Below are 14,258 nucleotides of genomic sequence, written 5' to 3' on the forward strand. Positions count from 1 at the left end.
ATTACTTGGTTTTGGTGTTAAACTTGCCTATCGTCAGTGGTGCGCCACCCTCAATAAGGTTGGGCAGCGAACCGCCTTGATAAACTTCCTTGTCAAGATGCAGCACCAACTTGTTGCGGTCGAACACCGAGTTTTCAAAATCATTCGTAAACTCGATTGCGTCGAAGTTGCAGGCATTGACGCAAAGCTGGCAGAACATGCAGTCGCCCAAATCATATTGATAATCGTCAAGCTTTTTCTTTTTACGTCCTGTTTCAGGATTTTCCTCCATGTGGGACGTTATCTTGATGGTATCATTTGGACAGGCTTTCTCGCACATCAGACAACTCGTACACTTGTAGCTGCCGTCTTCATTGCGTTTGAAGACAAGGCGACCACGGTGACGCTTGGCCACATGCAGTGTTGTCTTGCGGTTTTCCGGATACTGCTCGGTGGACTTTGGCGTGAAATACTCCTTCATGGTAACCTTCAAACCGGTACCAAGCGTCTTCAAGGCGGATCCTATTTCACCGAAATATGATTTATTATTTTCCATTTCCTTCATTAAAATATCAAAGAATTAGACGAGTGCTACCCAAGCGGTGGTCAGAACCAGGACAAGCAACATCAAAGGCATTAGATATTTCCACTCCAGCTTCAGTATCTGGTCGATACGCAAACGAGGGAATGTCCAACGCACCCACATCAGAATCCAGACCACCATGAAGGTCTTGCCCAAGAACCAGAAGATTCCGGGAATCAGGTTCATCACGTTGTCAAAGGCTTCCAATCCGATGTTCACAGGTGCCCAGCCACCAAGGAAGATGGCAGAAGCCAAACCTGAGATGACGAAAAGGTTAAGATATTCGGCCAGATAATAGAAACCGAAGCCCATGCCGGAATACTCCGTATGATAGCCGGCGGTCAACTCGCTCTCTGCTTCCGCAAGGTCAAAAGGCCCGCGGTTGGCTTCCGCATTTCCTGAAACGAGGAAAACAAGGAAGGCGATGATTGCCGTTGGGCTTTGGAAGATGAGCCATCGCCAAGGGCCGGTCTGTGCCTCCACGATACCACTCATCTGCATCGTCCCTGTAAGGATGACCGCGCAAATGAGACAAAGTCCCAATGACATTTCATACGAAATCATCTGAACGGCTCCGCGCATGGCACTCACCACCGAATATTTATTGTTACTACCCCAACCTGCCATGAAGATACCGACAACGCCGATAGAGCTGATGGCTGTCACCATGAAGATACCGACATTAAAGTCGAGAACACTCATGCCCTTGTTCCAAGGAAGGAAGGAGAAAGTGCCTACCGACGCGGCTATCACAAGGAATGGGGCCACATAGTAGAGCAGGAGGTCGGCCTTGTCGATAGCGAAAATCTCCTTTATCAACATCTTCAACACGTCGGCAAACACCTGGAAGATTCCCCAGGGGCCTACACGCATAGGGCCGATACGACATTGAAAATAAGCGCAGACCTTACGTTCCATGAAAATCAGCACAATGGCCAGCAACGCATAGCCGACCAAAATGCCCAGTCCAACAAGAACGCACTCAATCAATATTGTCCAAAAATCTCCCAAGCCAAGCGTCTGACGCAGGAGCTGGTCGACAAATGAAGTTACTATACTAAAATCAAACATATCTTTTTCGTTTATTTGTCATTATTAATTTTAGTATCATCTATCAAGATCAGGGATTACGAAGTCTATCGTGGCACCGGTCGTAACCAAGTCGGCCACCTTCTGTCCACGCAACATCTTGTCGAAAGCCCCTGTCAGGGTTAGTCCCATGGGGCGCATCTTCAAGCGATAAGGACTCTTGTCGCCACGGCTGTCCAAGTAGACGCCAAATTCTCCGGCACCACCTTCCACCGAGAAATACCATTGTCCTTCGGGAACCTTGATGATGGGTTTCTGCTTGATGTAGAACTCCCCTTCGGGAATGTTGTCTATCAGCTGCTCGATGATGTCCAGACTCTGGTAGAGTTCTTCTATATGAACCATGTAACGAGTCATTGCGTCTGCTCCGTCAAGGGTGATTTCCTTGAAGTTCACCTGGCCGTAGCAGGCATACGGATGATTCTTGCGGACATCATTATGCCATCCGGCAGCCCTTCCGGCAGGGCCGGTCAGAGCGTAGTTGATACTATCTTCAAGTCCCATGGGGCCAACACCCTCGAAACGATTATGCGTAATCACATTATCGCCAAACACATCCATGTACTCCTGAATCATCGGGCGGAGGTATTTGCAGAGGGTTTTGGTGTTTTCAACAAAGTTGGGATCGATGTCATCCTGCAAGCCACCGATTCTATAATAGTTCTGAATCAGTCGGCCACCGGTTGTCTCCTCCATCACGTTGAGCACATGTTCGCGGTCACGCATGCAATAGAGGAATGCCGTGAGGGCACCCAAGTCCTGTGCCGCGGTTCCCAGATAAAGCAAGTGGTTGTCGATACGCTGCAACTCATCCATGATGGTACGGATGTATTGGATGCGTTCCGACAACTCTATGCCCATGCCTTCCTCGATTACGCCGACAAGCGCATGCCGGTGCATCATTGCGCAAAGGTAGTTCAAGCGGTCTGTCATCGCCAACGTCTGCGGATAGGTCATGCTCTCCATCATCTTCTCCATGCCGCGGTGGATATACCCGAGATGCGGATAGATGTGCTTCACGGTCTCCCCGTCCAGTACGGCTTGCAGGCGCAACACGCCGTGCATACTCGGATGATTGGGGCCGAAGTTCACGACGAAATCATCCTCGTCGAACAAGCGGTGCCGCGTTGCGACAAGATTGCCGTTCTTATCCAGATTCCACTCTGTGGTAAAGTCTGTTTCTGGTTCATCGGTGGTCGGGAAACGATTGGCATCGGGACTCTCGTCGAAGTCCTTTCGCAACGGATAGCGCGTAAAATCATTACGCATGAACAGCCTCCGCATGTCCGGATGGCCCAAGAACTTGATTCCAAGGAAATCAAAAACCTCACGCTCCAGCAAGTTGGCTGCGTTCCAAAGCTTCAGCACGGAGGGAATCACATAGTCCTCTCCCACTTGCTTGGCGATGACTCTTGTCGAACAACGCTCATGATTCTGCGTATTTTCCAGAATATAGATACATCCCAATCCTTCTTCGCCGAAGTCTTCACCGATGATGGTAACAAGGTAATCAAAATGTTTCTCGCTCTTCAACTTGGCCATTTCACCGGCAAAGTTGTCAAAATTGAGTTCTATGTTATTTAGTTTCATATTCCTATACCTTATTATATTAGTCCTCCAATCCCTTTTGCGGATCAAAATCAGACGGAACGTCCATCACGATAATAGGCTCGCGGTGTCCCAGCTTCTGCTTGTCGGAGAGATTCTCGTTTGAAAGACCATGCAAGCCACCCTTGTTCATGGAGCGTTCACGCTCTTCCGCGGTCATCTTGTGATTGGCGCCGCCAAAGAATTTCTCCACCTTCACCTTGCGTTGCAACTGCATCATGCCATAGAGGATGGCCTCCGGACGCGGCGGGCAACCGGGAATATACACATCCACAGGCACCAGCTCGTCGATACCACGCACCACATTGTAGCTCTTCTTGAAAGGGCCGCCGCTAATGGTGCAGCCGCCGACAGCCACCACATACTTCGGTTCGGCTATCTCGTCATACAGGCGCTTGAACACCGGTGCCATCTTGTTGGTGATTGTACCGGCACACATGATCAAGTCGGCCTGGCGTGGAGAGTTGCGGGTCACCTCAAAGCCGAAGCGCGAGAAGTCGTAGCGGGCACAGCCCACAGCCATGAACTCGATACCACAGCATGACGTTCCGAATGTCAACGACCACAACGAATTGCTGCGTCCCCAGTTGATAGCCTGGTCCAACGACCCCACTATCACATTGGCACCGCCTTCATTCAATTGCCGGGTCATTTCCTCCAGCGTATCATTATCCTTAAACTCGTCGTAAGGAATGCTTTTGATTTTCGGTTTTCTTATTTCCATTCCAAAGCTCCTTTCCGCCAAGCATAAGCCAGACCAAATACCAATACCAACAGAAAGAATCCGATGCTCACCAAGGCAAGGGGACCAAACTGCTTGACGACAACCGCCCATGGGTAAAGCAGAACGGTCTCTATGTCAAACACCAGAAAAAGGATGGCGAAGAGATAATACCCTACGTGCATGGGCAGCCAGCTGCTTCCCCGTGTAGGAATACCACATTCAAATGGCTCTCCTTTCACCGGATTGTAAGAACGGGGACCAATCAGCTTAGCGATGGCGTAAGCGCCAACCACCAAGACAATAGCCGTCAACAAAACGGTAATAAATAAAGTAAAGTACATAAAAATATAACGTTATTAATAATAAGCTAACCGAACGGCAGAGGCCTATCTGCCAATTAGCGGTGCAAAGGTAAAAAATATTTTTGGTATTATTACTCTATTTAACCAAAAAACTGCCATCTGTAGATTACAAAAACAAGACATCCCCATTGTTATCACTAACAAGTGGGGATGTTCTATCCTTAATATTCACGTTCCAACAATTCCAAGCACATTCTCGCATTGTGATAGGGACACTTCCAGAAACCGGCTTTGTCATCTTCCATATTGACGGTTCCGTCCTCCAACACGGCCCAATGCCATTCGCCATGCCGACGATCCACCAAGTGTCGGTCTACATATTGCCAACAACGCCATGCCTTTTCCATGTCTTCCTGATGATGGAAATGCTGATAAAGGTTCACATGTCCGATGATATTCTCGCATTGAACCCACCATTGCCGCTGGCTGTCGAGCAGCTGCCGGTCTTTCCAATACTCATAGACCATACTGCCGTCAGGCCGCAATCCTTCGTCGGCCGCCGTGGCAATCGCCCTGACCACGGGTTCCATCTCTGCCAATATTTCATCCTCTCCCAACACCAGCGCCGTCTCATGCAACAGCCAACTGGCTTCTATGTCATGGCCATAACTCTCTATATTGCGCCGTCCTTGCCAGCAGTCGTCGAAGAAAAGATCCAGATGGTGCGTTTCAGGATTCAACAGCCGGTCTGTAAAGATATGCAACAAGTTGACAAGCCGCTCCTTCAGATCCTCATTCTTCCACACCCGATACAGATTGGTATAAGGCTCGATGACATGCAGATGGGTGTTCATCGTGCGGCTGCCGTTCTCGTCCTTGTCACTGAGCCGCATGTCGGCTATGGGCTGCCAGTCGCGCGTCAAGGCCTCGACATATCCGTTATGCTCCTTGTCAAAAGCATGACGTTCCAAGTCATGGTACAATGAAATGGCCGCTGCCAAGGTATCCTTGTCGCCCGTGGCCCGCGCGTATTCGCTCAACCCGTAAATCGCGAACCCGATGGCATAGGTCTGTTTCTTCGTGTCGAGCGGACTCCCATCCGCCTTCAGGCTCCAATATACGCCTCCATAAACAGGGTCAACGAAATGGGTCAACACGTAGTCGCGGGCCCGTGTGGCCATAGCCAAATAGGCTTTGTCGCCCAGCACCCGATAGGCCGCCGAGAAAGCCCACAGAATGCGGGCGTTCATCACAGCCCCTTTCTCCGCGTCGGGGTGCGGCATGTCCCTGCCGTCGACCCGTCCGAGAAAGCCTCCATGCACAGGGTCGACCACCTTTTCCATCCAATAAGGAAGAATGTTCGTGGTCAGAACATCCTTCATCTGCCGTTTCAAGTCTGTCATTGCCGTCTACTTTTTGATGGGATATTTATAGATGAGGAAGAGCATGAGGAAAGCGATGGCAGCCGGGAACAGCGAGAAGAGCGACCATACCATCGTCAACACGGAGTCTGTAATGGACGAAGGGTCGATGACGGCATTGCCGAAGCGGTCGGGCACCATGCGTGCGCCCGCCAAACCGAGCAATAAGGCTATCAGGGAGCCAGAGATGGCCGTACCGAACTTCTGCGACATCGTGCCCGAGGAGAAGATAAGTCCTGTGGAAGAAGCCCCATTCTTCTGAGTTGCGTAATCGGCCACGTCGGCATACATCGACCACAAGAGGGGCGAATAGATTCCCACACCGGCCGAAGTGATGATGACAATGCCTATCAACAGCCAAATGCTCGACGGCCGCATCGGCACGAAGAAGAAGATGACGGAAGTCACCAGGCACACCAGCACGGCCACCATGAAGGTCTTGCGCTTCGAGCCTATCCATTCCGTCACCTTTGGCGACAGGCCGCCGAAAATCATACAGGTGACCTCACCAAAGGCCATGAACACCGTATAGTTGATAATCAGTCCACTCATCGTGATGTCGCCGCCCAGACAATACTGAAACAGATAGCCGGCCACGGCATAGCGGAAGCCGTTGAAGAAATTGGTGCCAACGGCAATCAGGGTCATGTAAATCCAAGGCTTGTTCCTGAACAAGTCCGTAAATTGCTTGCCCGAGAACTTCTCCGCCCGCACAGGCTTCAGCCGTTCCTTGGTCAGCAGGCCGCATCCCAGTGTCATTCCTGCGGCAAGCACGCCGAAGAAGACGCCCAAGACGGCATACTGATGGGCGTCGGTTCCACCCACGAACTTCTGCAAATATGGGAAAGAGAGCAGCGTGACGAAGCCCATGGCATAGGCGCCCACCATCCTGTACGACGAGAACTCGTTTTTCTCCTTGTCGTCGTCTGTCATCACGCCGAGCAGCGAGCCGTAGGGCACGTTCACCATCGTGTAGACGGCCATCATCAGCAAGTAGAACGTATAGGCATACACCCGCTTGGCCGTAGGTCCGAAGTCCGGGGTGTAGAGCAGCAAGGCGAATATCAGCCCCAAGGGAATCGATCCGAATATGATCCAGGGCCGATAGGTTCCCCAGCGCGACTGCGTGCGGTCGGCCAGACTTCCCATCAGCGGGTCTGTCACCACGTCGAACATGCGGGCCAACAACATGAGCAAAGCCGCGTCGGCAAATGTCAGGCCGAAGATATTGGTAAAGAACAGCGGGAAAGCTATCGACATGATCTTCCACGTAATGCCGCCGGCCGCCGCGTCTCCCAGCGCATAGCCTATCTTCTCAGAGATTTTTATTTTAGACATAAGGTGCTTGTTTTAATAGATTTATTAATTGCAAAGTTACTACAAAAAAGTGAAATGCGGAAAGATATAGTGATAGAATTGAGTTACAAGGGTTTTAGTTAAAGTGGCGATAATTCGTGAAGCCATTACAATCCTTGCCGAAGCCAAATCTTGACGCCGCAACGTTACTTGTTCGTAACCATGTCCGAAAATGCGACAAACGGGTACGAATGGCGAAACAAGACACTATGTTATAGTGAGTTACCCACAACTCACGTAACAAATACGGTTACGGAAAAAAGATTGCGCCGTTCCTCCCCGTTTTGCGTACCGACACCGGACTCTTCACCAACTAATTTTGAAATCCAAAAATTAAGAACGATGAAGAGTACATTTTCAGTAATCTACTACCTCAAGCGTCAGGTAGTGAAAAAGGACGGGACGGTTCCCGTCATGGGACGCATCACGGTGGACGGCAGCCAGACGCAGTTCAGTTGCAAGTTGAGTGTCGATCCGAAGCTGTGGGACACCAAAGGGGGACGTGTCACGGGCAGAAGCGCGGCGGCACTCGAAACGAACCGTATGCTTGACAAGATGCGGGTGCGCATCAACAGACACTATCAGGAAATCATGGAGCGTGACAACTTCGTCACGGCGGAGAAGGTAAAGAACGCCTTTCTCGGACTGGAACACCGCTACCACACGCTGATGCAGGTGTTCCGTCGGCACAACGAGAACTATGAGAAACAGGTGGAAGCAGGCATGAAAGCAAAAGGTACACTGGAAAAGTACCGTGTCGTTTACAAGCACCTGCAAGAGTTCCTCGACATCCGCTACCATGTGAAGGACATCGCCCTAAAAGAGCTTACTCCCGCTTTCATCTCCGACTTCGAGATGTTCCTGCGCACGGACAAGCACTGCTGCACCAATACCGTGTGGCTGTACGTCTGCCCGCTACGGACAATGGTGTTCATAGCCATCAACAACGAGTGGCTGACACGCGACCCGTTCCGCGAGTATGAAATCAAGAAGGAGGAAACGACACGCAGTTTCCTGACCAAAGACGAAATACGCCTGCTGATGGAGGGGAAACTGAAAAACGCCAAACAGGAACTGTACCGCGACCTCTACCTGTTCTGTGCGTTCACCGGATTGTCGTTCGCGGATATGCGCAACCTCACGGAAGAGAATATCCGTACCTATTTCGACGAACACGAGTGGATAAACATCAACCGCAAGAAAACGGGCGTGGTGTCCAACATCCGCCTGCTTGACATCGCCAACCGCATAATCGGCAAATACCGTGGGCTATGCGAGAACGGCAGGATATTCCCCGTTCCGCATTATAACACGTGCCTTGCCGGTATCCGTGCCGTCGCCAAGCGTTGCGGCATCACCAAGCATATCACGTGGCATCAAAGCCGCCACACGGCAGCCACGACAGTTTTCCTTTCCAACGGCGTACCCATCGAAACGGTCAGCTCCATGCTTGGACACAAGAGCATAAAGACGACGCAGATTTACGCGAAGATAACCAAAGAAAAACTCAATCAGGATATGGAAAACCTTGCCGCAAGGTTAAACAACGTCGAGGAATTTGCAGGTTGCACCATCTAAAAAAGAGGAGCCATGAAACGTGACATAATCATCATAGAGGACAAGGCGGTCAGCGTAACCGGTAACGATGTGTGGATGACCGCCACCGAAATAGCCGGACTGTTCCATACGACCGTCCCGGCAGTGAACGCCGTCATCAAAGCCGTCCGCAAGTCTGACGTGCTGAACGACTACAAGGTGTGCCGCTACATGCAGCTTGAAAACGGGCTGTACGCGGACGTGTACGCGCCTGAAATCATTATTCTGATTGCTTTTCGGCTGAACACCTACAACACCTACCTGTTCCGCATGTGGCTGGTAGGAAAGGTTCTCTCACAAGAGAAGCGGCAAACATACGTGATGTTTATACAGAACGGAAAAACTGCGTACTGTTGAAGATATCAAATGAAAATTATACGAAAGAATTTCTATATGGATCCTTATCTAAATAGCCATATCATATCTCAAAAAATATAGAGGTAATAATATGGCTATTATTTAATTCTTTTGATTTGTCGTTATGCAACGAATTCCGTTCATAAAATGTTTTAATATATATTTGTCAAATGAATGGAGATTAGGTATTTTTTGTTCAAGGTATTCAATTCCTATCGTGTTAAATTCCTGTATAACGATTGTAATCTCTTTAGAATCGTCTTCAAGATTTATAAGACCTGCATTTTGTATCTTTTTACTAATCATCCTCGGTAATCCGTATTCTTCAAGTTGAAATACAATTTTAGGTAAAAAGGCATTTGATGCTTTATATACAAAATTGGCGATATTTGAGGAATTAGGATAAAGTTCTTGACGTATAATATTAATTACCGCAATAATAGATGAGAGATTAAAGGATACATATCTTTCAAATGTAAATATATCCTCATATGTAATACCATAATCTTTTACTGTGTTATATAGCTCTTTTATAGTCATTTTCCATCCATTACTACATGCACATGCATAATACCGTAAATGTCCTTTTCGATGATATTCCAAAATTTCTATGATATCTCCTAAAGCATCCCTCCATTCCCATGTATTATTGTTTTGTAAAGCATCGCAATTTGTTGGCCAATTGGAATCAGTTTTCAATTTTTCCGCAATTATCTTTAACATTGATGGTTTACAACTTCTGATTTGTGGTATTCTTTCAATTCTATGCCAAATATCCGTTCCAAGAAGTTCTATCATTTCATCTTGATATCGTTGAATTTTTACATATTGTTCATTATTCAATTTTATACCGGGGTCATTTCCATCAAGTTTTTTTACTACATCATCAGGAAACTCTAATCTCAATTTAGTATTTTCTTGACTTGGTGGCTCTTCAAGCATATAGACACGACCTACAAAATAACGAAACATTCTGCCTGCGCGTCCAATGATGTTGCGAAAGGTAAAATAATCAATCTTATGAGCCCCGTTCTTATTTGACCATAAAACGACACTCTCTGCTTGAGTATTTACTCCTTCAATTATAGACGAGGTCGATACCAAATAATCTAACCCATTCTGTTCTTCAAATAGTTTTATTTGAATTTGACTAAGAGAACGATGTAGCTGACCATTATGAATACCAATACCATGTTTGACTAAATCTTTAAGAATATACTTTTCTCCATAATTGCATTCCAGCCAATCAGAAAAATTAGCAAGCAGTTCAGAGTCTTTATTATATAAATTTCTGTTAAGAATTGTTGTTACTTCTTCAATTCCCTTATATGTGCCGGTATATATCAAAGCTTTACCTATACCTGTATTTATTAATTCAATAAGTTTACGTGTCTTAAAACTCTGTTTATCTTCATTCTTTGGTCTGCTTTTATATAACCGCCATGCATGCGTTACAACGGTCTTAAAATCCATACGCAGAAATGTCATCCCTTCAGTGAATACATTTTCTTCTATTTCATGGATATTTGGGGCAAGATAATATCTTTGTTTAGCTTTCTTTCCGAGTTCTACCATTGAACTGAGTAAAGTGGAGCTTCTTTCAAGATCAAAATTTGTACTTGCCTTATAAAACTCATCAACGATTAGAATATCAATTGAAGGAAGTTTATCTATATAGGCAAAAGCTCTTTCTTGCGGAAATACCAATATGTTTTTCTCCGCAAGTTCTACATCTGTTGTTGTAATTATTTTATATTGATGAGAGAATTTTCGGCAAATTCGTCTTCTTGTTTCATCTGCAAGAGCAACCGTAGGTACTAATATTACAACATTAATTGGTTGTTTAATCGCAATAAATGCATCAATAACAAAACTTTTACCAAAACTTGTAGGAGCACTCACCGCAACGCTTTTCCCTTCTAATAACTTCTTTAATACCTGTGATTGAGCAGTATGTAAGACACAAGGTTTTCTTTCTCCAATATTAACTTTAAAAACTTCACATACAAACCGATCTTCCCAAGATGCAGTATATGTATCAATATACGGTAAAAGCCCCACTTCACGAATAAGATGGTTGACTAATTCCATATATGAATTATTGTTAGTACCATTAATCTCATGAAGTAATGTAATTACTTTGGATCTTGCATTACTTATATCACCAGCATTTAGAACATTACTTATATCTAAACATGTATTATATATATCATTCGTCTGCATCATTTTTGAGATTTTTTGCTTGTGAAATAAACCAGTTTACTATTTTTGTTTTATCAGGAACAGGAAAAAGAATCAAATGAAAGTTTATTTCCGAATACTTATGAACAGAACTAAGCTTGTTGATCTGCTTCTTAAAAAACGAATGAGCACGATCTCTATGAAAAGAAATAATACTATTTTTATACTCATCACTCATTTCAGTAGTACTTGCTGTTATCTGGCATTCATGTAATAAAAGAATAGGTATATGTAGTTTGGGTTTTATTTCGTCAATGGAAGTATTCTCATCGAAACATTCTTTTATCTTTTTAAGTAATGTTTGGTTTTCAATTTGTTTATCAAGTTCATTGAGATTGGTCATTATTCCGCATTCCTTTTTCATAATAGGTTTGCGCAACATTTGTTCAACAGAATTTATTGGTTCGTATAATCGCGCATCCTCAAGAGAATTATAAAATTTAGCTTCTCCTAACCAAAGTTGAAAGCCTCCATTTGGGTCAATTACAATGTGTACAGAATCAGAGCCCTTTGCATTATCATTATCATTCTGTTTATAAAAAATTTTAGGTATTGCAGATAAGGCTTTATAATGGTTCTTCATTATGCCATATAGAATAATTTCCGCTATTTCACTTCCCTTTCCATTCTGCTCTTTGTCAACAAGTCGTAAATGTTTGGCAGCCTCAATAAGCCTACCGTAATCATTATCTATTAATTTCTCTCGTTCTTGTGCAGACAAAGCTGTTTCTGCAATATTACTGAAAACAAATTCTTTGAATTGACGATATCTCCAACTGCCATCTTCAAAGCCATTAGCAACTGATAATAACCTGTCATTATGATCTGGATTTATTTCTTGCTTTTTTGTATTAAAATTAACAAAACAATCATCAACTAATATATCAAAATTCCAAATTTTATTGCTCATACACTTTATTTACATGCTTAAAAATGGTGAAACATCTATATTCCTTTAGATACTATTTTTTTGTATGACAAATAAGTTCATGAACATCAACATCAAGCAAATTTGCAATACGAACAAATGTGTACAAATCAGGTTGAGAATGATTATTACACCATTTAGATACTGTTGCAGGATCTTTCTGTAATTGTTTTGCCAACCATTTGCTCATAACTCCTTTTTCTGATAGTACATTTTTAATGTTGTTTAAAATTGCCATTACAATTAATTTTTAGATTGCGTTAAATGCAAAGTTACAACTTTTTATTAACTATATGAATTTCTAACGATAGAAATTGGTTGGATCAATCAAAAAACTGGTTTTAAGGTCATTAAAACACCCAAGTATATAAAAAGTAAACGGGCAGCACCACAAAATGTCGCCCGTTTCCTTTTTCATGTTGGCCGCCTCACTCCAGCGGCTTGCGGTAGTTCGCTTCCAGCACCTCGCGCAGCCCCGTTTCCGGGTAAAGCACCTTCCCTCCCAAAAGTATGAAGGACAACACGCGGTTGTTGCGGTATTCCTGCAAGGTGCGTCGGCTGACACGGAGCAGTTCCGCCACCTCACCGTCAGTCAGGTAACGTTCCCCGTCCAGCGGAGGGCGGTAACTTTCCAGAAATACAGACAGCCATTTCGAGCCTTTGCGCATATCCTGCATCACAGAGGCTATCGGCTCGTCTTCCATCGTAAAAACATCGTTGGTCTCGTTCATCATAACTTCGGATTCAGTGGGTGAATAAATCAAATCATCTGCCGTGCGAATAGAGCGTGCCGATAAGCGGTATCAACCTCTTAACCTCCTCCGGCTTGTAATAGAACCTGCGGTTTATCTGCGAGTAGCCGATAAGCCGCCTGTCGCGCAGCGTCTGCAACGTGCGCGGGCTTATTCTCAACTGCCCGCAGACCTCCTCGCCCGTGAGCCATCTTTCCATGCGCCCCGTGTCGCTTTTGCGCCTTAGGGCGGCGACCTTCTCCGAGAGTGCGCCGAATGCCGCCACCATCATCTCGAAAGTCTTTTTCTCGATAGATACTATTTCCATATTCATGCAATTATCGGTTTGCCCGCAAAGGTAACGATGCAGCCCTTAACACGTACCGTTTTCCGCTGAAAGGCTGCCTGTTGCACCGTTTGACCGGGTTACGGAGCCATCTTCCGTAAAAATCTTACGTGAGTCACGTAGTGAGTTGTTAAAGCCCCTTTTGTTTATTGCCGAATTTTGTCGCAGAAACATAGAGCAAGCCGAGTGTAGAGCGTCAAACTTGCTTGAACGGTATGCCGAGGCGCAGCCTATGTTCATGAAAATAAACAAAAATAAAGGACTGAATATGAAAGTGATAACGATGGAAAGTTCTGCCTTCCGGTCATTGACGGAACAGATAGCGGAGATTGCGGCACACGTCCGTGCCGCCTCCGGCGACAAGAAAGCGGCATCGCCCGACAGGTTGCTCACCACACGCGAGGCGGCGCACCTGCTTAACGTGAGTACCCGCACCCTCCAGCGTATGCGCAGCGAGCAACGCATCGGTTATGTCGTGCTTCGCGGTAAATGCCGCTACCGGCAGTCGGAAATAGACCGCCTGCTTGAAGCGTGTGCCGTCAACGAGGACGCGGCGACACCGCAGGAATTGAAACGCAACCACACGCTGCGCACTGGCGGCAAACCAAAAGGAAGGAGGACATAGGTCATGGAACTGCTCACACGAAACAACTTCGAGGGCTGGATGCAGAAGCTGATGGAACGGCTCGACCGTCAGGACGAACTGCTGCTGGCGATGAAGGCTGAGGGGAAACAGCCTACTATCACGGAAAGCATCCGCCTTTTCGACAATCAGGATTTGTGCATGCTGCTCCAGATAAGCAAGCGCACACTGCAACGCTACCGCAGTGTCGGCGCATTGCCCTACAAGACACTGGGCAAGAAAACCTATTACAGCGAGGAGGATGTGCTGACATTCCTTTCCAACCATATCAAGGACTTCAAAAAAGAAGATATAGCCTTCTACAAGGCTCGTATCCATAATTTCTTTCATAAATAACCCATTAAAACATTTTTC

General features: G+C 46.0%; 16 protein-coding genes. 4 read left to right on the forward strand and 12 right to left on the reverse strand.

The genetic code is table 11. The annotated features are described in order from the left end of the window. Nucleotide 1: 1 nt before the first annotated feature. From K334_RS0100520 to K334_RS13185, 7 genes are all read right to left on the reverse strand, one after another. Nucleotides 2–535: a NuoI/complex I 23 kDa subunit family protein gene (locus tag K334_RS0100520; RefSeq protein ID WP_025880704.1), complete on the reverse strand. Its 534-nt coding sequence runs from the start codon at nt 533–535 to the stop codon at nt 2–4. Nucleotides 536–559: 24 nt separating this feature from the next. Next, nucleotides 560–1,633 (reverse strand): NADH-quinone oxidoreductase subunit NuoH, encoded by a 1,074-nt coding sequence (nuoH, locus tag K334_RS0100525; protein ID WP_025880707.1) that lies wholly within the window; start codon nt 1,631–1,633, stop codon nt 560–562. A gap of 36 nt (nt 1,634–1,669) precedes the next feature. Next, nucleotides 1,670–3,241: an NADH-quinone oxidoreductase subunit D-related protein gene (locus K334_RS0100530; protein ID WP_027444359.1), complete on the reverse strand. Its 1,572-nt coding sequence runs from the start codon at nt 3,239–3,241 to the stop codon at nt 1,670–1,672. A 19-nt stretch (nt 3,242–3,260) separates the two neighbouring features. Continuing rightward, on the reverse strand, nt 3,261–3,983 hold the full coding sequence (locus tag K334_RS0100535; protein WP_027444360.1) for an NADH-quinone oxidoreductase subunit B: 723 nt from the start codon (nt 3,981–3,983) through the stop codon (nt 3,261–3,263). Further along, entirely contained in the window at nt 3,974–4,324 is a 351-nt protein-coding gene (locus tag K334_RS0100540) for an NADH-quinone oxidoreductase subunit A (RefSeq protein WP_021590634.1), read from the reverse strand. The genes K334_RS0100535 and K334_RS0100540 overlap by 10 nt, the downstream gene beginning before the upstream one ends. 182 nt (nt 4,325–4,506) lie before the next feature. Then, entirely contained in the window at nt 4,507–5,688 is a 1,182-nt protein-coding gene (locus tag K334_RS0100545; protein ID WP_025880708.1) for an AGE family epimerase/isomerase, read from the reverse strand. 6 nt (nt 5,689–5,694) lie between these two features. Beyond that, nucleotides 5,695–7,044 carry an MFS transporter gene (locus K334_RS13185; RefSeq protein WP_025880709.1) on the reverse strand — a complete coding sequence of 450 codons (1,350 nt, stop codon included), beginning with the start codon at nt 7,042–7,044 and terminating at the stop codon, nt 5,695–5,697. Nucleotides 7,045–7,404: 360 nt separating this feature from the next. Here K334_RS13185 and K334_RS0100555 point away from each other — a divergent pair, with 360 nt between their 5' ends. Continuing rightward, nucleotides 7,405–8,640 (forward strand): site-specific integrase, encoded by a 1,236-nt coding sequence (locus tag K334_RS0100555; RefSeq protein WP_002561011.1) that lies wholly within the window; start codon nt 7,405–7,407, stop codon nt 8,638–8,640. A 12-nt stretch (nt 8,641–8,652) separates the two neighbouring features. Continuing rightward, a complete protein-coding gene (locus K334_RS0100560; RefSeq protein WP_002561010.1) occupies nt 8,653–9,015 on the forward strand; it encodes a hypothetical protein in 363 nt (120 codons plus the stop codon). 102 nt (nt 9,016–9,117) lie between these two features. Here the strand turns inward: K334_RS0100560 and K334_RS0100565 are convergent, their stop codons facing one another. The 5 genes from K334_RS0100565 to K334_RS0100585 all read right to left on the reverse strand — a co-directional run bounded on the left by K334_RS0100565 (nt 9,118) and on the right by K334_RS0100585 (nt 13,249). Further along, complete coding sequence (locus K334_RS0100565; protein ID WP_004355287.1) at nt 9,118–11,241, reverse strand: DEAD/DEAH box helicase; 2,124 nt, start codon at nt 11,239–11,241, stop codon at nt 9,118–9,120. Further along, nucleotides 11,225–12,166, reverse strand: a complete 942-nt coding sequence (locus K334_RS0100570; protein ID WP_002561007.1) for a HamA C-terminal domain-containing protein — start codon at nt 12,164–12,166, stop codon at nt 11,225–11,227. The genes K334_RS0100565 and K334_RS0100570 overlap by 17 nt, the downstream gene beginning before the upstream one ends. 52 nt (nt 12,167–12,218) lie before the next feature. After that, nucleotides 12,219–12,422 (reverse strand): helix-turn-helix transcriptional regulator, encoded by a 204-nt coding sequence (locus tag K334_RS14265; RefSeq protein ID WP_002561006.1) that lies wholly within the window; start codon nt 12,420–12,422, stop codon nt 12,219–12,221. A gap of 190 nt (nt 12,423–12,612) precedes the next feature. Then, complete coding sequence (locus K334_RS0100580; protein ID WP_002561005.1) at nt 12,613–12,918, reverse strand: helix-turn-helix domain-containing protein; 306 nt, start codon at nt 12,916–12,918, stop codon at nt 12,613–12,615. A 31-nt stretch (nt 12,919–12,949) separates the two neighbouring features. Continuing rightward, a complete protein-coding gene (locus tag K334_RS0100585) occupies nt 12,950–13,249 on the reverse strand; it encodes a helix-turn-helix domain-containing protein (RefSeq protein WP_019131010.1) in 300 nt (99 codons plus the stop codon). Nucleotides 13,250–13,529: 280 nt separating this feature from the next. On the opposite strand from K334_RS0100585, the gene K334_RS0100590 reads away from it, so the two are divergent. Continuing rightward, nucleotides 13,530–13,886 carry a helix-turn-helix domain-containing protein gene (locus K334_RS0100590; RefSeq protein ID WP_002561004.1) on the forward strand — a complete coding sequence of 119 codons (357 nt, stop codon included), beginning with the start codon at nt 13,530–13,532 and terminating at the stop codon, nt 13,884–13,886. A gap of 3 nt (nt 13,887–13,889) precedes the next feature. Further along, on the forward strand, nt 13,890–14,240 hold the full coding sequence (locus tag K334_RS0100595; RefSeq protein ID WP_004291454.1) for a helix-turn-helix domain-containing protein: 351 nt from the start codon (nt 13,890–13,892) through the stop codon (nt 14,238–14,240). The last annotated feature ends 18 nt before the right edge of the window (nt 14,241–14,258 follow it).

The organism is Segatella baroniae DSM 16972 = JCM 13447, from assembly GCF_000426585.1.
GTDB classification, from domain to species: domain Bacteria; phylum Bacteroidota; class Bacteroidia; order Bacteroidales; family Bacteroidaceae; genus Prevotella; species Prevotella baroniae.